Source organism: Acinetobacter sp. 1000160 (assembly GCF_000588715.1).
GTDB lineage: Bacteria > Pseudomonadota > Gammaproteobacteria > Pseudomonadales > Moraxellaceae > Acinetobacter > Acinetobacter courvalinii.
In genome coordinates this window covers 360,938-379,699 of sequence record NZ_JFWP02000003.1, presented here as the reverse complement: position 1 = coordinate 379,699, position 18,762 = coordinate 360,938, and the positions used below count along the sequence as shown (strand labels likewise).

Below are 18,762 nucleotides of genomic sequence, written 5' to 3'. Positions count from 1 at the left end.
CTGTTTCCATTGCTTAAATATCGCTATAGCCCAAGCTCTTTAAAGCACGCTCATCATCAGACCAGCCGCCTTTGACTTTCACCCAAAGCGTGAGCATGATTTTTTGTTCAAACATTTTTTCCATGTCTGCACGTGCATCCATACCGATACTTTTGAGCTTCGCACCTTTATCACCAATTACAATGGCTTTTTGTCCTTGGCGCTCAACAAAGATAGTCGCATCAATATAAGTACAAGGTGGTTTTAAACGACCGGTTTTTTCATTGACAGTCGCTTCTTCTGTTTTAAAAGATTCAATCTGTACAGTCAAATCGTATGGCAGCTCTTCACCCAACTGGCGCATGATTTTCTCGCGAATAATTTCACTCGCAAGGAAGCGTTCCGAACGGTCTGTAATCTGGTCCAGTGAATACAATGGTGGCTGATAAGGTAAATACTTTTCAATGGTATCACGCAGATGCTCAAGATTGGCGCCACGTAATGCCGATACCGGAACAATCTCGGCAAAGTTCATTAACTTGGCACGTTCACGAATCAATGGCAATGCTTCGTTTTTGTTCTCGAAGGTATCCAGCTTATTGATCACAAGGATCACAGGCATATCTGCATTTTTCAGCTTTTCCAAAACCAGTTCGTCGTTTTGAGTCCACTTTTGTGCATCAACCACAAATAAAACCAGATTTACATCACGCAAAGCCGAGTGAGCAGCACGGTTCATCATCTTATTGATGGCACGGACTTCTTTCTTGTGCATCCCTGGCGTATCTACAAATACCGCCTGTGATTTTTCACGAGAATCAATACCAACAATCTTATGACGTGTGGTTTGTGGCTTACGTGAAGTAATTGACAGTTTTTGACCCAATAAATGGTTCATTAAGGTCGACTTACCGACGTTTGGACGACCAACGATCGCAACAAAACCGCTTTTAAAATCTGAAGGAATCGTGGTTCCTTGAGAACTAAAAAATTGATCAATCAAGTTATTGCCGTCTTGCTGCTCAGCTGCTGCTTCTGGCTTATTTTCTTCTGAATGGGACATCAGGTTATTGCTCCAATAATTTTAAAATCTCTGCCGCTGCCGTTTGTTCGGCAAAACGACGACTTGAGCCCTCGCCTTGAATTTTTGGCAATCCATCGACTAAACATTCCACTTTGAAATGCTGATTCGGTGCATCGCCCTGAATATCTACAACCTCGTAAACTGGGAGAGGTTTTTTACGTGCTTGTAAATACTCTTGCAAACGTGATTTCGGGTCTTTCAGTTGATCTGTCGGTTCGATATGATCAAGATATGGTTCATACCATTTTAACACAATGCGTTCCAGCAGGTTGAGATCATTACAGTCTAAATAAATAGCACCGATAATTGCCTCTACTGTATCCGCCAAAATCGATTCACGGTGATGACCACCTGATTTTAGCTCGCCAGTGCTTAAAATTAATGACCGACTCAGTTGTAAATCATTTGCAATTTTTCCTAAGGCTTCTTGTCGAACCAGCGTTGCACGCATTCGCGTTAAGCGGCCTTCATTTTCCAGCGGATAGGCATTATACAAATAATTCGCAACGATCATTCCCAATAACGAATCGCCTAGAAATTCTAGGCGTTCATAATTGTGTTTATGGCTGACAGAACGATGGGTTAAAGCCAGTTTTAACAAATCAATCTGTTTAAACTGGTGACCAATTCGTCCTTGCAACCGAGTATCATTGAGCTTGTTTTGCAGATTTTTGGTCAAAAGTCTTCTCAAAGGTCATAACTAGACTAATATTTAGCATGAAAGGCTTACGGATTTCATACTTCTTGATTACCACAAGATCATCTTTATAAGTCACTTGTGCAATATCTTTAAAATGTAGATCACGGATCCCGTTCATATCAAAACGTTGATCCATCTGGGAGGCAAACTTACTTGGTGTAATGTTTGCTGGGCTATCTTTTAATAAGCCTTCAATCTGATTATTAATCAGCTTGTCATCCCAGTATGCTGGCCAAATTGCAATTGCTGCTTTTACAGCAACTGCAAATAAAACCACCCCAAATAAAATTGCAATATACGAAGTCCCAAGTTGAGATTTACGCATCTTTATATTTCCTTTATGTTTTTATCAATCAATCTTACCATTTCGGTTGAAACTTGGAAGATTAAAGCCTGGCTCTTTATGCATCCATATATAAAAAGCTCGACCCGTTAAATTCGCTTCAGGTACAAAGCCCCAAAAACGACTGTCCGCACTTTGGTCACGGTTATCGCCCATTGCGAAATATTGACCTTCAGGTACGTTGACTTCCCAATCCTGTCCATTGCTTTTGATAAAGACGTCATTGGCTTTGGCAACAAATGGCACCAAGGCTTCAGCACCTTTTAACTGCGCAAACTGGAACTGTTCAACCAGTGGGTTACGCCCTTCCAGATAGCGGATCAGATGCTGATGCTCACCTAAGGTTTCTTTAAAATACAAAGCACTTGGTGTATCTTGCTGGTCTTTCACACGTGAAAATTGTGTGGCAACTTTTGCAATTTGCTGACCATTAATCGTCAACTCACCCGCTTTAAACTGGATATGGTCACCCGGCAAGCCAACAACACGCTTAATGTAGCTAATCGTAGGTTGTGGCGGATAGCGGAATACAATCACCTCGCCACGTTTCGGCTCGCCAACATTAACCACTTTGGTATTGACCACAGGTAGACGTAAACCATAATCAAATTTATTGACCAGAATAAAATCACCTGTCTCCAAGGTCGGTACCATTGAGTCAGAAGGAATATTAAACGGTTCATATAAGAAAGAGCGTAGGATCAGCACCACTGCCAACACTGGCCAGAAGTCATATGCCCATGTGATAAGAAAGTTTTCCTGATTCCGCCCTTTATTTGCACGTTGTTTAAATACAAATTTATCAAGCAACCACACCAGAAAGAAAATCAGTGTCGCTGGTACCAGAATCAAATTAAAATCAAAATCCACAAACCCTCTCTTGCAGTCTCACTGCTCGTTTTGCAGCTGGGTAAACCAGAGGTTTCCCCAGCCTCATTTCTTTATCTATCGACTTTCAATACAGCCAAGAACGCTTCTTGTGGAATTTCAACACTTCCCACTTGCTTCATACGTTTCTTACCTTCTTTCTGCTTCGCAAGAAGTTTCTTCTTACGTGAAACGTCACCACCATAACATTTGGCCAGTACGTTTTTACGCATCGCTTTCACAGTAGAACGGGCAATGATTTGTGCACCAATCGCAGCCTGAATCGCAACATCATACATTTGGCGAGGAATCAGATCTTTCATCTTCTCTACCAATGCAATACCACGATGACGTGCATCCTGACGGTGGCAAATCATCGCCAAGGCATCGACCTTCTCGCTATTAATTAATACATCTACCTTAACCAAAGCTGAACTTTCGAAACGAACGAAGTTATAGTCGAGTGATGCAAAACCACGTGAACATGATTTTAATTTGTCAAAGAAATCCATGACCACTTCAGCCATTGGAATTTCAAAAGTAATAGAAACCTGATTCCCCAGGAATTTCATGTCTTTTTGAACACCACGACGTTCGATACACAGCGTCATGACGTTACCTAAATATTCTTGTGGCACAAGGATATGACATTCGGCAATCGGTTCACGCAAGTCTTCAACCGTAGAGCCATCCGGCATTTTTGATGGACTGTCGATATAAATGATATCGCCTTTCTTGGTCAAAGCTTCATAAATGACCGTTGGCGCAGAACTGATCAGATCCAGATCGTATTCACGCTCTAAACGCTCTTGTACGATCTCCATGTGGAGCATGCCTAAGAAGCCACAACGGAAACCAAAGCCTAATGCATCTGAACTTTCCGGTTCAAAGAATAAAGCTGAATCGTTGATCTGTAGTTTTTGTAGTGCTTCACGGAACGGTTCAAAGTCACTTGAATCAATCGGGAAAAGTCCAGCATATACCTGTGGTTTTACCTTTTTAAAACCAGGCAAAGTTTCCACTTCAGGCGTAGAAGAAAGTGTGATGGTATCACCGACGGGCGCACCAAAAATATCTTTAATACCCGCAATCACGAAGCCAACTTCACCGGCTTCGAGAATGTCGGTTTCAGTATGTTTCGGATTGAACACACCCACTGAAGTGACCGGATGAGTTTGACCTGTCGATTTAACCAGCATCTTATCGCCCTTACGGATACGACCTTGCTTGATACGGACCAGGGAAACAACACCTAAATAGTTGTCAAACCATGAGTCAATAATCAATGCCTGTAATGGTGCATCACGGTCGCCTTCAGGTGCTGGAATGACATCAACCAGACGCTCAAGCACACCTTCCACACCTAGACCGGTTTTTGCAGAACAGGTGGGTGCATCAGTCGCTTCAATGCCGATAATTTCTTCAATTTCGTGAATGACACGTTCAGGCTCGGCCTGAGGCAAGTCAATCTTGTTCAAGATAGGTAAAACTTCCAGCCCCTGCTCAATTGCGGTATAGCAGTTAGCAACCGACTGTGCCTCAACCCCTTGTGCAGCATCGACAACCAGCAATGCACCTTCGCACGCAGCCAAAGAACGTGACACTTCATAAGAGAAGTCAACGTGCCCTGGGGTATCAATGAAGTTTAATTGATATTCCTGACCATTCGGATGGGTGTAATACAACGTCACCGAAGCGGCTTTAATTGTAATCCCACGCTCACGCTCAAGCTCCATAGAGTCTAATACTTGAGCTTGCATCTCACGATCTTGTAAACCACCGCACATTTGAATGAAACGGTCAGCCAGCGTCGACTTGCCATGGTCAATGTGTGCAATGATCGAGAAATTGCGTATATTTTTGATATCTACGGATTTTTTAGCTTGCGCCATGGGTTACCTTAAGAATATGTACACAGCAATCTAATCAATTAAATAATTGCCTATTGCTGCGAAAAATAATGTTTAAAAAGTTCGGCACAGTATAAGCACAACAATGTTAAAAATATAGTGTTAAAAGTATATGTGACCGAGACTACATCGCGATGCTGAAAAGCAATATTTAAGTGAGAAATTAATTTCCCCCACCAGAACCTGACAATTGCTTTAAAAAATGCTGCAGAGTTTGTGAGTTGTACAAAGGTAAGAATGGATGACCTGTCTTGGTGCCGTGCCATTCCATCCTTATTTTGATAATGCAAAGCTTGTATGACGAGTTGAGCATGATTCGAAACAACAACAGGATACTTCACAATATGTATTCAACAAGCGCATATCGAGCCTGAGAAGAATTTTCTTCTCCGCCTGATGTTTGGTTTATGGTTGCAAATGCTGATAATGAACAAACTAAACCACTTAAAAGTAGCAGGCTGAGTCCCCTTCCAGAACAACTTAAAACCTATTTAACCATTTAATTTATAACATTAATTTGGGTTTACATAATAGAAATAAAAAATCAGAATCGCGAGCAAAATGCTGGCAAGAGTTAAATAGCATCCCACGGTATTAAAGCTTTTTACGAATTTTAAGATATCCATACTTCATGATTTTTAAAAATATTGTGACCATTATCACAGATTTTACTCAAAACAGTGAAATAACCGCCGATAAAAGCATCAATTAATCCGACCAGCTTTTTCGCTCGGTTTTACACACCTTTTGATATTAAACAGTCACGCTAATAGCTATCAAAAAGGCTCAATCGCGTAAATTTCGGTTGCAATGTCAGCCTTCAAGGCAAAAATGAATGGCTGAGCTATCGCGATAAATTTTCTCCCATAAAAAAAGCCGTACTTGATCAGTACGGCTTTTTCATCATCTTTTTTTAATTATTCAATTTTATGCCAGAACATCACGGTTAAATTAAACTCGGATTTAATTAAAAAAGCGCAAGCAATCAGACCTAGCCCCACAAACAGGAGTGTCATATCAAAAACAACACTTCCGATTACAAGGACAATGCCTGCAAACAAGCACAGCAAATAAAAAACAACAACCCCCACGTTGTCATTCATCATGTTCCCCAAAACACAATTTAAGAGGCTACAAAATAACCAATATACAAAAATTATACAATCAGCTTAATCTATTGAATTTTTCGCATAAGCCAACGTTATTAAACGTTTTTTTAAGTATTTAATCCGAGTTTAGGTTAATTGATTCACTATTTTTAAACTTAGTTTGATGAATTGATCGTAAACTGCCGCCCTCTGATCATTCATTTGCTGCTGATTTCTGAATTTATTCAGACTGCGTATATGAAATTGAAAAGTCCATTGGATTTAAATCTGGTGAAATCGGTTGGTAAGCCTGAGTAAAACTCGGTGACATCCGTTTTGGACGTCCTGTTTCAATTTCAATACAGGCCCATTTGGTATTTCCCATAAACAGAACACTTTGGTCTTTCGGACGATAAAATGCATACTGACGGAAAGAATATAAGGCATTTATATCATCCAGCCATGTACGCAAGATGATGTGTTCACCTTCCAGAGCGGCTTTGCGATACTGCACATGATGTTCAACCGCGACCATTGCATGTTTAAGTTCCAGATACTGAGCAAGTCCCAATCCTAATGTTTCGATATGTGCTGCAGCGACATCCTGCATCCACTGGATATACATCACGTTATTGACATGGCCCAATACATCGATATGCTCAGGTTGAACTTGTAATTCCAAATCAAAAATCGTACTCATTTATCTGCCTTCTTTCATCAATCAAAACTCAGCTAGATACACTAGTCTAAACTGCAGTGTATTACAAAATAAAAAACCACCCTTTTCAGAGTGGTTTTGAGCAACCATAGCAGGTTTAAGGTAGACGTAAACCTAGAATTGCACGTTGGCCCTGACGGATAATGGTCACACGGGCAACACTATTCTTCGGCAAGGCACCCACCGTTTTAGCGAACATCTGACTGTTGGTAATCGCTATACCATTAACCTGAACAATGACATCCCCTGCAACCAGATTTGATAATGATGCAAGGCCACCACGTTTCACATCCTGAATCAGAATACCACTGCGAATGTCCAAACGTGCTTGCTCAGCCGCAGTCAGGTCTCGAATACTCATGCCTAAACCGCTGGTTGGATTATTTTTCTCAGCATCCGCAGCCGTATCATCTGGTGCGGTACCCAGTGTTGCAGAAATGGCGCGTGTTTTATCATCACGTAAAATTTCTAACTGAACGGTTTGATTTGGCGCAATGCGATTCAATGAATAAAGTAAATCGCCTGTGCGTGAAATCGGCACACCATTGGCTTTTAAAATCACGTCGCCTGATTTTAGGCCTGCTTTTTCAGCAGGTGATTTCGGTGCAACCTGCGTGATCAAAGAACCTTCCGGTTTCGGTAACTTATAGGCTTCGGCCAAGTTCCGATCAATGTCTTGTAGCATGATACCAAGATATGAACGTGTTACTTTACCTGTAGTCTTTAACTGTTGTACTACATCCATTGCAACATCGATTGGAATCGAAAAAGACAATCCCATATAACCGCCGGTACCACTGAAGATACGCGAGTTAACCCCCACCACTTCACCACGCTGGTTAAACAATGGACCACCAGAGTTCCCCGGGTTCAATGCGGCGTCTGTTTGGATAAACGGTACTGAAGTTTCACCACTCATATTACGTGATTTGGCACTGACAATCCCCGCTGATGCAGAATAATCAAAGCCAAATGGCGAACCAATCGCAAGTACAGGTTCACCGACGCGAAGCTGGTTAACATTACCAATTTTTAATTCCGGGAAATTGCTTCCATTGACTTTAAGTAATGCAATATCCGTACGCTCATCGCTACCAACAAGTGTTGCGTCAATTTCACGGCGGTCATTCAGGATAATACTGATGCGGGAAGCATTTTCAACCACATGACGATTGGTTAACAAGTATCCGTCCTTACCAATAAAAAATGCACTGCCGTAGCCGGTTTTTTCCTGTGGTCCCTGTTGTTGCGGGATAATCACCTGATTACCAAAAAAACGACGCAAAATTTCCGGAACCTGTTGTTGTAATAACTCTTCCTGAGTCATTTTCTTGACCACATTGACACTCACCACAGCAGGACTAACCTGCTCAACGAGATTTGAAAAATCTACTGGCGATGCAGCATTGACTTGAGCAGCTGCTACCGTAAATACCGCAGCATACATTCCTTGTTGTAAATAGCGACTTTTCATGAAGCAAGAACCTACATACTGTTGATTAAAATAAAAGTTATGATCTATGTTTGTAGCATAACCCTAGCATTCTTTTCGTAAAAAAATGTTTATATTTTCAATGCATACAACCAAATAGAACAATGAAATGTGAATAAATTATGGAGCATTTTCCAGATGTTCACCTTTCAATTAAGGTTTTATCTTGGACAGCTTAAGGCTAGATTAAAACCACGTACTGAAAGTTAATCGTTTTCTCATTCATACAGATGAGGCCAAATTAATCAATAAATAAATCGCATTCGCTAAAAATTCACTCAATTTCAGGCAGATTGGCCCTTGCCTTTTTGATAAAAAAGCGGTGTCATTAGCGAACGTTTAAAACTGAAGCAGATTGACATGCCTGATTTAAAAACAATTCACCATTTTGATGTGATTATTGTGGGCAGTGGCGGTGCAGGTTTAAGCCTCGCACTCTCTTTACCAAGTCATTATAACATTGCAATTCTGGCAAAGGCGGCGCTGACGGAAGCCAGTACCTTCTATGCACAAGGCGGTGTTGCGGCAGTCTTAGACGAAACAGATTCGATTCAACAACATATTAATGACACCATGATTGCAGGCGGTCATTTGTGTGAGCTAGATGCGGTCAAACATACCGTTGAAGGTGGCAAACCATCCGTTGATTTCCTGCTCAAGCAAGGCGTGCAATTTACGCTAGATGAAGACGAACAACTGCATCTCACCCGTGAAGGTGGTCACTCCCAACGCCGTATCATTCACTCTGCCGATGCAACCGGCAAAGCCATTTCAACCACGCTGGTCGAACGCGCCAAAGAACGAAAAAATATTACAATTTTTGAAAATTATATTGCGATTGATCTAATTACCCTACACAAGCTTGGTCATCAAAACCAAGCTAATCGTGCGATCGGCCTCTATGCTTTAGATGAGACTCACGAACAGGTGCATACCTTCCTGGCTCCATTTACTGCACTTGCCTGTGGCGGTGCAATGAAAGCTTATCTCTACACCTCAAATCCTGATATTGCGACTGGTGATGGTATTGCCATGGCCTATCGTGCCGGTTGTCGTGTCGCCAATATGGAATTTAACCAGTTCCATCCGACCTGTTTATATCACCCGAAAGCACGCTCGTTCTTAATTACCGAAGCGATGCGTGGTGAAGGTGCTTATTTGCGCCTACCAGACGGCGAACGTTTTATGCTGCGTTTTGATGAACGTGCTGAACTTGCACCGCGTGATATTGTGGCGCGTACCATTGACCATGAAATCAAGCGTCTCGGGATTCGTCATGTCTGGTTAGACATCACCCATAAATCGCCAGAGTTCATTACTGAACATTTCCCGACACTGTATGCCCGTCTGCTTGAACTCGGCATTGATATCACCAAAGATATGATTCCTGTAGTTCCAGCAGCACACTATACCTGTGGTGGTGTGGTGGTCGATGAACATAGTCAGACTGATCTCGATGGTTTATATGCCATTGGTGAAACCTCTTATACAGGTCTACACGGCGCCAACCGTATGGCCAGTAACTCACTCCTTGAATGTTTCGTTTATGGCATGAGTGCAGCAGAAGATATTGAACAGAAGTTTGATGCTGAGTTTCAATTTCCAGATGTTCCAACCTGGGATGAAACGCAAGTTACCGATGCCGATGAAGATGTGGTGATCCTGCAAAACTGGGATGAGCTACGTTCCACCATGTGGAACTATGTCGGTATTGTGCGTACCACTAAACGTTTGCAACGTGCCTTACACCGTATTGAAATGCTCAAGCATGAAATCACTGAGTATTATCAGGATTATCGTGTTAGCAAGAACCTGATTGAATTGCGTAACCTGGTTCTGGTTTCAGAAATGATTGTACGGTGTGCAATGGAACGTAAGGAATCACGTGGTTTGCATTACACACTGGATTATCCTGAACTCTCCAATGAGATTCGTAAGACGGTGCTCACACCGCCAAATTTCAAAGTGGAACAGCCGTTGGTGAATGAATAACACTCAATTTATTTTAGCTATTATTTTTTGATTGGCATGGCCTCATATAAACAGAATCATTAGATCTCGTTTGTATAGGCAATACATTACTTTGAAGGATCAAAGTAATCAAAATCCCTTGTTGGACAGAGGGTACATCCTTGGTACCCCTGTCCAACTGGCGGCATCCATGCCGCCGATCTCGATAGTAAATAACAACTTGGATTCAAATACTAAAAATCAGACTATTTTCAGATTAGCTATTGTTTAAAGCCTATTTCAAATATTGCAGCGCTTCTTCAAACACAACACCCGCATTTTGTGTTGCATCCAAACGTTTGATCCGCTCAGGCTCTGCTTGCCACAAGGTCTCATAACCCGCCCGAACTTTAGCGAAGAAACTTAATTTCTCTTGCTCAAAACGATCCAGTGCACCACGCTCTCGCGCACGAGTCATGCCCAACTCAATCGGCGCATCTAACCAAAAGGTAATATTCGGCATTTTCGCCACAAAAGTTTGATTTAACAGTTGCAGCTTTTCCTGACTTAAACCACGTCCAGAACATTGATAAGCAAAGCTGGCATCGGTAAAACGATCACTCAGCACAATTTTACCTGCTTCTAATGCGGGTAAAATCACTTGCTGTAAATGCTGTGCACGTGCTGCATAAATCAATAACAGCTCAGTATCATGACTCATTTGCTCTTCATGATTTACTGCTAATAATAATGAACGAATTTGTTCAGCCAATGGGGTGCCGCCCGGTTCACGGGTCAACACCACTTCTTTACCTTGCTGCTCAAAGTACTGATGAATTTTACGAATCAGCGTAGTCTTCCCTACGCCTTCCGTCCCTTCAAAACTAATAAACATTATTCGCCCTGCTTTTTCTTTGAACGTAGTACAGTTAAATATTCTTGCACTGCACGATTATGGTCTTCTAAAGACGCGGTAAATTTATGTCCACCATTGCCTGTAGCAACAAAATAGATATTTTTGGCATCGTCTGGATGCATCGCTGCTTCAATCGCTTTCTTACTTGGCAAAGCAATAGGTGTTGGCGGTAATCCATTGATGGTATAAGTGTTATAGGCCGTTGGCGTACGTAAGTCATTACGGGTGATATTGCCTTTATAGTTGTCGCCCATACCATAAATCACGGTTGGATCGGTTTGTAGGCGCATACCTATTTTCAGACGACGGACAAACACACCTGAAACCTGCTGTAGCTCACTATCCAGACTGGTTTCTTTTTCAATAATCGAAGCCATGATCAAGGCTTCATACTTATCTTTGTACGGTAGGTTCGGTGCTTTCTTGGCCCAGGCTTCATCTAATGATTTCATTTGACGGCGATATAAATCGGTTAAGATTTTCTTGTCCGTTTCACCTTTGGCAAAGAAATAAGTATCTGGTGCAAATAGACCTTCTGGGTGTGTATATGGAATGTCTAATTGCTTTAACAGTTCAGATTGAGGAAGGTCAAGCAAGGTATTGGTGACATTCGAATCTTTTCTTAAACTCTGAATCAACTGAGAAAATGTGGTTCCCTCAATCACCAGAATACGGTTCATCTGCGCATTATCTGCATCAGACAGCATATCCATGACCTGGCGGACCGTCATGCCTTGCGTAATTTCATAAACACCTGCTTTCATGGTGTCATGAATCATAAACTTCTGATAGAGCTTTAAAACTATCGGAAAGTTCACATTATTTTCTTTGGCTAAACGATCAATAAAACGTGAATAGGTATCGCCAGAAGAGATGACCAGAAGTTGTTTCTTGCCTTCTACGGGATAAGCTTTGAATAAGCTTGACCATACAATGCCAAAGATCACCAAAATAAAAACCACAATGGCGATCAAAAAGGCTTTAAAAAAAGAAAAACTGGATTTTGGTTTCGCTTTTGGCTTTTTCTTACTTTTGCTGGAACTAGGCGGCTTTGGCATATTAATCAATCTGGCTAAGTTTTAACGTTTCAAATAAATCAAGATAAGGTTGTTGCTCTAGACAACGGTCATGAAATCGAATCACCGCTTTCATCGGGTGCAAGGCGTTGCAGAAGAATAAACTCTGAATACGGCCAATTTCGTTCATCTCAATACAACGCTGCTCACATTTAACCTGATATTGCTGCATTCTCGATAGAATTTTGGCCCGCATCACACCGTGGACGCCATTATAACGAAGTTCAGGCGTAATCCACCGATCATTTATACGAATAAAACAATTACTGCTCACCCCTTCAACAATAGCCCCCTGCACATCACTGACCAATGCTTCCAGCCAGCCATGCTGATCTGCCTCTTGCTTGAGTAAGACCTGCTCTAATCTGTTTAATGTTTTCAGTCCAACCAGATGTGGCATATTCAGCCCCAAGGCATGATTTAACAGGCCACTTTCAATCCATTCAGGTTGAAAAACCTGCGTCACTCTCGGGTAATACCAGACATAAATATCGGCTGCATGTAGCGGTAGACTATAGCCACGATCTCCCTCACCGCGGCTAATCACCACTTTTAAGGTACCATTCAGCATTGCATATTGCTGCTGTAAATGTACAAGTGACTTTTCAATCAAGGATAAATCGGCATCGAGGCTTAGGCTATTACAGGCCAGTTTTAAACGTGCAAAGTGCAACTCTTTTAGCTCAAAATTTCCGTGAAAAATACGTGCTGTGGTAAAGCAACCATCACCATAGTGAAAAGCACGGTCTAATAAAGGAATGGCGTCAATTAACTGTCCATTTTTATAACACTGCATGATCTAAGCACCTACTCACTCAACAAGACCGCACGACCAAAAAGAAATAAATATTTGATTTTAAACAATTATAACAATTAAAAGAGTGAATTAAAAATGTGTTATATATCAATAATTCAGCAAAGCTTATCTGTTTTATCTATTTCTATATTTTTCATAACAAATTCGATTTTAATTATTTTTTTTGCAAAAAAACTGGCGTTATGCTGCGTACATATTCCAAACAGTGATTTAGTTTTTAAGGGGTTTTCCATGCGTTTTTCTCAAGTTAAAGTCGGCGTCATTGCTGCATTACTCTCAGTTTCTTCATTTGCGGCACAAGAGTTCTTAAATGTCTCTTATGACCCAACTCGTGAACTCTATACCGATTTCAACAAACAGTTCGGTACCTTCTGGAAACAGCGTACCGGTCAGGACATCGATTTTAAACAGTCACATGGCGGCTCAGGTAAACAGGCCCGTTCCGTGATTGATGGCTTAAATGCAGATGTAGTTACACTTGCGCTTGCAGCAGATATCGATGAGATTGCTCAAAATGCAAAATTACTCCCAGCAGACTGGCAAAAGAAATTACCGAATAACTCTACACCATACACATCAACCATTGTTTTCCTGGTTCGTAAAGGTAATCCAAAACAAATCAAAGATTGGGGTGACTTGGTTAAACCAGGTGTAGAAATCATTACACCAAACCCGAAAACCTCTGGCGGTGCACGCTGGAACTACTTAGGTGCTTGGGCATGGGCAAAACACCAGAAAGGCGGTAACGACGCCAAAGCTCAAGAATTTGTTCGTCAAATTTATAAACAAACCAAAGTACTTGATTCAGGTGCACGTGGCGCAACTACAACCTTTGCTGAACGCGGTATCGGTGACGTATTGCTGGCTTGGGAAAATGAAGCTTATCTTGCGGTACGTGAGCAACCAGGCAAATTCGAAATCGTCACCCCTTCTCTTTCTATTCTTGCAGAACCGCCAGTTGCAGTGGTTGAAAAGAATGCCGAGAAAAAAGGCAATCTACAAATCGCCCGTGGTTACTTGAACTACCTGTATTCACCGGCAGGACAAGAGATTGCTGCACGTAACTTCTACCGCCCACGTAATGCAGCGGTATTAAAGAAATATAGCAATGTATTCAAACCACTAAAACTTGTCACGATTGATCAAGAGTTCGGTGGCTGGACCAAAGTGCAAAAAACCCACTTTGATAATGGCGGTATCTTTGACCAGATCGTCAAACAGAACAGCACAGGTAAATAATTTACTTGACGAGTAAATAGGGAGAGCGGACATGATTCATACGGTAATTGTTCCAGGTGTAGGTGGTAGCGAAGCGCAGCATTGGCAGTCTTGGTTACAACAGCAACTCGTGTCTAGCTCTCGCGTTGAACAGAAACATTGGGATCGTCCAGTATTAAGTGAATGGATTGCCCAGTTTGTAAAAACAGTTGCAGCCGCGCCTGCGCCAGTGCAAATCGTGGCACATAGCTTTGGCTGCTTGACCAGCGTTGCTGCACTTGCTGAGCATCCAGAACTCCGGACCAAAGTTAAAAACCTGCTTCTGGTTGCGCCTGCCAATCCAGCACGTTTTGGTGAAGCCGGCTTTGCACGTCATAGCTTGACAGACTATCAACAGTATTTTCAGCAGCTCAATATTGAGGTACCCACCACCTTATTGATTAGTGAAAATGATCCTTGGCTGGGATATGTCGATGCATTACAACTGGCCCAGGCATGGAAACTGACACCGATTAATTTAGGCGCTGTGGGTCATGTCAATGTTGCTTCCGGATTCGGTCCTTTTCCGGAAATCCTGAATTATCTGTTACCTGAAAAAAAGACGCAGTTCGTTGCCCGAATGAGTCAGGCAAACTTTAATCTGAAGTTTGCCTAAGTTCCGCCCCGTATTTTTAGTCATCGCATTATTTATTTGCTGGTTTTAGCAAACCTTTCTCTTTGAGGAAATATCATGTCGCAGCGTTCCCGAGTGCTGCCTGGGTTTGGTCTCTCATTAGGCTTTACCCTCGCTTACGTGTCTTTGATTGTGCTTATTCCTTTATCTGCTGTATTTATCAAATCTTTAGGGATTGGATGGGATGGCTTATGGGAAATCTTAACCTCAGAACGAATTTTAAAATCCTTGCAACTTAGTTTTAGTGCAGCGCTGATTGCTGCATTAGTGAATGTTATTTTTGGTTTGTTACTGGCTTGGTGTCTGGTTCGCTATAGCTTTCCAGGTAAACGTATTATCGATGCTTTAGTCGATTTACCTTTTGCATTACCGACGGCGGTTGCAGGTATTGCCCTTACCTCTTTATATGCACCAACAGGCTGGATCGGACAGTATCTTTCTCCTCTTGGAATTGAAGTAGCGTATACGCCAATCGGGATTACACTGGCACTGATCTTTATCGGGTTACCCTTCGTGGTTCGTACCGTACAGCCCGTATTGAGCGATATTGAAACCGAGCTGGAAGAAGCGGCTTCTGCCCTGGGTGCAAATCGTTGGCAGACGATTACCAAAATCATTTTGCCGATCTTGTTTCCAGCGGTACTTACCGGTTTTGCCTTGGCCTTTGCCCGGGGTGTCGGAGAATATGGCTCAGTGATTTTTATTGCCGGTAACCAGCCTTATAAAACCGAAATCGCGCCACTGATGATTATCTCTCGTTTAGAAGAATATGATTATGCAGGTGCAACCACGATTGCGGTCGTTATGCTTGTTCTGTCATTTGCCATCTTATTTTTAATTAATTTAGTACAAGCATGGGCAAGCCGCCGTACAGGGAGAGTTGCGCAATGAGCTTAAATACCAATAGCAATGCTTTGGCACTCAAACTGCAAAGCAGAGACGCCACCCGTGAACCGATCTGGGTACGTTATAGCTTAATTGCTGTGGCTTTAATCTTCTTTTTAAGCTGCTTACTGTTACCCCTGATTCTAGTTTTTGTTGAAGCGTTCAAGCAAGGGATTGCAGTTTATATCAATGCTCTGACCGATTCGGATACCTTATCCGCAGTCAAACTCACCTTAATCACTGCAGCGATTGCAGTTCCGATTAATGTGGTATTTGGTGTAGCAGCAGCATGGGCTGTTGCCAAATTCCAGTTCCGAGGTAAAGCGATTCTCACCACGATTATAGACATACCGTTCTCGGTCTCTCCTGTAATTGCAGGTCTAATGCTGGTACTGATTTTTGGTGCTCAAGGCTGGATGGGTGGCTGGTTAATGGATAACGATATCAAAATCCTGTATGCCGTACCTGCGATTGTATTAGCCACTATTTTTATTACCGTACCTTTTGTTGCACGTGAATTGATTCCGTTGATGGAAGCACAAGGTACCGAGGAAGAAGAAGCCGCAATTGTACTTGGTGCTTCAGGCTGGCAAACCTTCTGGAGAGTCACTTTACCCAATATCAAATGGGGTCTGATTTACGGCGTGATTTTGTGTAATGCCCGGGCAATGGGTGAGTTTGGTGCAGTATCCGTGGTTTCTGGCCATATCCGCGGTCAAACCAATACCTTACCGCTCCACGTCGAGATTCTTTATAACGAATATACCTTTAGTGCTGCATTTGCTGTGTCATCGTTACTGGCATTTTTAGCGATTCTCACTTTGATCTTGAAAACGTGGCTCGAAGTCCGCCAAGAACAAGCAAATCAACATCAGCCCACTCAAGATCAACCTAGCCACTAAGGAATAAACACATGAGTATTCAAGTTAAAAATATTGAAAAACACTTTGGTGCATTCCATGCGCTAAAAAATATCTCTTTAGATTTTCCTGAAGGTGAATTGGTTGCCCTACTTGGTCCTTCAGGCTGTGGTAAAACTACCTTATTACGGATTATTGCAGGTCTGGAATCTGCCGATGGCGGACAGGTTTTACTTGAAGGTGAAGACGCAACCGATATCCATGTGCGTGAACGTCAAGTAGGTTTTGTATTCCAGCATTATGCCCTGTTCCGTCACATGAGCGTTTTTGACAATATTGCCTTTGGCTTACGTGTGCGTCCGCGTGCAACACGTCCATCGGAAGCTGAAATTAAGAAACGTGTGACACGCTTGCTGGATCTGGTGCAACTTGGCTTCTTGGCAGATCGTTATCCGGCCCAGCTTTCTGGTGGCCAACGTCAACGTATTGCCTTAGCCCGTGCGCTTGCAGTTGAACCACGTGTTTTGTTGCTGGATGAACCATTTGGTGCACTGGATGCCAAAGTTCGTAAGGAATTACGCCGCTGGCTACGTACCTTACATGATGAACTGCATATTACCTCGATCTTTGTCACCCATGATCAGGAAGAAGCTTTAGAAGTTGCAGATCAAATTATTGTCATGAACAAAGGCGATGTTGAACAAATCGGTTCACCACGCGAAGTGTACGAAAAACCGGCAACGCCTTTTGTTTTTGATTTCCTTGGTCAAGCAAATCGTTTTGAAGGGGAGCATACAGGCGGTATTATCCGTATCGGCGATGATCGTATTCAGTTACCAACCAGCCTTGAGGCCCCGCAAGGCAAAGTCATTGCATTTGCACGACCAAATGAATTACATATTCATACCCAGCCTCAAGCCAATACCATTGAGGCAACCTTCTTACGTGAAGTATGGATTGCCGGCCGGGTTGTCGCTGAATTACAAGATCGTAGTGGACGAACCATTGAAATTTTATTAAGTGTAGAAGAGGCGAACTTACATCAATTCAAACCAAATCAAACCGTTTGGATTAGTGCTGCTCAACTTCATTTATTTGCAGATCAATCAACGCAAGTTGCTTAGAAGAATACTTTGAGGGCGGTTAAACTATCCTTGCAGGACTTTAGCCGTTTCTCACCTTATGTGGAAAAAAGACTATGAACTTTCAACAACTCAGAATTATTCGAGAAACTGTTCGCCAAAACTTTAATTTAACCGAAGCATCTGCGGCCCTTTATACCTCTCAATCTGGCGTCAGCAAACATATCAAAGATTTAGAAGATGAACTGGGCGTACAGTTATTTGTACGTAAAGGCAAACGCTTACTGGGTCTGACCGAGCCAGGTCAGTCTTTACTCAGCATCGTGGAACGCATGTTGGTCGATGCCGATAATATTAAACGCCTCGCCGATGATTTTAATAAAGTTGATGAAGGCACATTAACCATCGCCACCACACATACCCAAGCGCGTTATGTGTTGCCACCCATTGTGAATCAGTTCAAAAAATTATTTCCTAAAGTTCATTTGGTTTTACAACAAGCCAGTCCTGTTGAAATTGCAGAAATGCTGCTTCAGGGTGAAGCCGATATCGGGATCGCAACCGAATCATTAACCACAGAAGAAAATCTGGCCAGTGTGCCGTATTATGAATGGCACCATAGCATTATTACCCCGAAAGACCATCCATTGGCAAAACTAGATAAAATCAGCCTGGATGTATTGGCTGACTATCCGCTGATTACTTACCACGGCGGTTTCACGGGTCGTTCAAAAATTGATAAAGCTTTTGAAGATGCACAACTTCATGCAGACATCGTAATGTCAGCACTTGATGCCGATGTCATTAAAACCTATGTTGAACTGAATATGGGCGTCGGGATTGTCAATGATGTCGCTTATGATGCCGAACGTGATTATCGCCTACAACAGATCAAGACTGATGTATTTGGCGTAAATACCACCTGGATCGCGGTACGCAAAGGCCATTTACTGCGTGGCTATGGTTATGAATTCATTTCCTTATGCTCCCCAGAAACAGATATTAAGGCTTTGAAAAAAGTCGCTTATCCAGAAGAATAAATGATCCGGAACATAAAAGGCGCATGATGCGCCTTTTATGTTGACTATTTCACAGACATAAAAA

At 42.3% G+C, this 18,762-nt stretch carries 19 protein-coding genes; 7 read left to right on the top strand and 12 right to left on the bottom strand.

The genetic code is table 11. The annotated features are described in order from the left end of the window. Positions 1–13: 13 nt before the first annotated feature. From era to J699_RS10615, 9 genes are all read right to left on the bottom strand, one after another. The gene (gene era / locus J699_RS10580) at positions 14–1,042 is read right to left on the bottom strand and encodes a GTPase Era (protein ID WP_005229533.1); all 1,029 of its coding nucleotides are present in this window, start codon (positions 1,040–1,042) and stop codon (positions 14–16) included. 4 nt (positions 1,043–1,046) lie between these two features. After that, entirely contained in the window at positions 1,047–1,742 is a 696-nt protein-coding gene (rnc, locus tag J699_RS10585; protein ID WP_004771512.1) for a ribonuclease III, read from the bottom strand. Beyond that, a complete protein-coding gene (locus tag J699_RS10590) occupies positions 1,711–2,088 on the bottom strand; it encodes a DUF4845 domain-containing protein (protein WP_032867408.1) in 378 nt (125 codons plus the stop codon). The genes rnc and J699_RS10590 overlap by 32 nt, the downstream gene beginning before the upstream one ends. 24 nt (positions 2,089–2,112) lie before the next feature. Next, positions 2,113–2,976 (bottom strand): signal peptidase I, encoded by an 864-nt coding sequence (gene lepB, locus J699_RS10595; protein ID WP_032867410.1) that lies wholly within the window; start codon positions 2,974–2,976, stop codon positions 2,113–2,115. Between the two features lie 71 nt (positions 2,977–3,047). Beyond that, positions 3,048–4,865, bottom strand: a complete 1,818-nt coding sequence (lepA, locus tag J699_RS10600; protein ID WP_005229528.1) for a translation elongation factor 4 — start codon at positions 4,863–4,865, stop codon at positions 3,048–3,050. Positions 4,866–5,395: 530 nt separating this feature from the next. Next, entirely contained in the window at positions 5,396–5,509 is a 114-nt protein-coding gene (locus J699_RS19935; protein WP_009514844.1) for a hypothetical protein, read from the bottom strand. A gap of 291 nt (positions 5,510–5,800) precedes the next feature. Then, entirely contained in the window at positions 5,801–5,986 is a 186-nt protein-coding gene (locus J699_RS10605) for a hypothetical protein (protein ID WP_005284672.1), read from the bottom strand. 226 nt (positions 5,987–6,212) lie between these two features. Then, a complete protein-coding gene (locus J699_RS10610; RefSeq protein ID WP_005229525.1) occupies positions 6,213–6,671 on the bottom strand; it encodes an acyl-CoA thioesterase in 459 nt (152 codons plus the stop codon). Between the two features lie 115 nt (positions 6,672–6,786). After that, a complete protein-coding gene (locus J699_RS10615) occupies positions 6,787–8,163 on the bottom strand; it encodes a Do family serine endopeptidase (protein WP_032867413.1) in 1,377 nt (458 codons plus the stop codon). A gap of 372 nt (positions 8,164–8,535) precedes the next feature. Between J699_RS10615 and nadB the strand changes: the two genes are divergently transcribed. Beyond that, positions 8,536–10,173: an L-aspartate oxidase gene (gene nadB, locus J699_RS10620; protein ID WP_171070844.1), complete on the top strand. Its 1,638-nt coding sequence runs from the start codon at positions 8,536–8,538 to the stop codon at positions 10,171–10,173. Between the two features lie 253 nt (positions 10,174–10,426). On the opposite strand, the gene tmk is transcribed toward nadB, so the two are convergent. From tmk to pabC, 3 genes are read right to left on the bottom strand one after another with little or no spacing between them, the layout of a single operon-like run. Next, positions 10,427–11,026, bottom strand: a complete 600-nt coding sequence (tmk, locus tag J699_RS10625) for a dTMP kinase (RefSeq protein ID WP_005284658.1) — start codon at positions 11,024–11,026, stop codon at positions 10,427–10,429. Next, a complete protein-coding gene (mltG, locus tag J699_RS10630; RefSeq protein WP_032867417.1) occupies positions 11,026–12,105 on the bottom strand; it encodes an endolytic transglycosylase MltG in 1,080 nt (359 codons plus the stop codon). Before mltG ends, tmk begins: the two co-directional genes overlap by 1 nt. 1 nt (position 12,106) lies before the next feature. Continuing rightward, a complete protein-coding gene (gene pabC, locus J699_RS10635) occupies positions 12,107–12,919 on the bottom strand; it encodes an aminodeoxychorismate lyase (protein ID WP_005229514.1) in 813 nt (270 codons plus the stop codon). 252 nt (positions 12,920–13,171) lie between these two features. Here pabC and J699_RS10640 point away from each other — a divergent pair, with 252 nt between their 5' ends. The 6 genes from J699_RS10640 to J699_RS10665 all read left to right on the top strand — a co-directional run bounded on the left by J699_RS10640 (position 13,172) and on the right by J699_RS10665 (position 18,698). Next, a complete protein-coding gene (locus tag J699_RS10640; protein ID WP_005284652.1) occupies positions 13,172–14,179 on the top strand; it encodes a sulfate ABC transporter substrate-binding protein in 1,008 nt (335 codons plus the stop codon). Between the two features lie 31 nt (positions 14,180–14,210). After that, complete coding sequence (locus J699_RS10645) at positions 14,211–14,813, top strand: RBBP9/YdeN family alpha/beta hydrolase (RefSeq protein ID WP_005229510.1); 603 nt, start codon at positions 14,211–14,213, stop codon at positions 14,811–14,813. Between the two features lie 75 nt (positions 14,814–14,888). After that, positions 14,889–15,722: a sulfate ABC transporter permease subunit CysT gene (gene cysT / locus J699_RS10650; RefSeq protein ID WP_005229508.1), complete on the top strand. Its 834-nt coding sequence runs from the start codon at positions 14,889–14,891 to the stop codon at positions 15,720–15,722. Next, complete coding sequence (cysW, locus tag J699_RS10655) at positions 15,719–16,618, top strand: sulfate ABC transporter permease subunit CysW (RefSeq protein WP_009514839.1); 900 nt, start codon at positions 15,719–15,721, stop codon at positions 16,616–16,618. Before cysT ends, cysW begins: the two co-directional genes overlap by 4 nt. Before the next feature lie 11 nt (positions 16,619–16,629). After that, a complete protein-coding gene (locus tag J699_RS10660; RefSeq protein ID WP_005229505.1) occupies positions 16,630–17,700 on the top strand; it encodes a sulfate/molybdate ABC transporter ATP-binding protein in 1,071 nt (356 codons plus the stop codon). A 74-nt stretch (positions 17,701–17,774) separates the two neighbouring features. Continuing rightward, positions 17,775–18,698, top strand: a complete 924-nt coding sequence (locus tag J699_RS10665) for a CysB family HTH-type transcriptional regulator (RefSeq protein ID WP_005229503.1) — start codon at positions 17,775–17,777, stop codon at positions 18,696–18,698. Positions 18,699–18,762 lie beyond the last annotated feature (64 nt).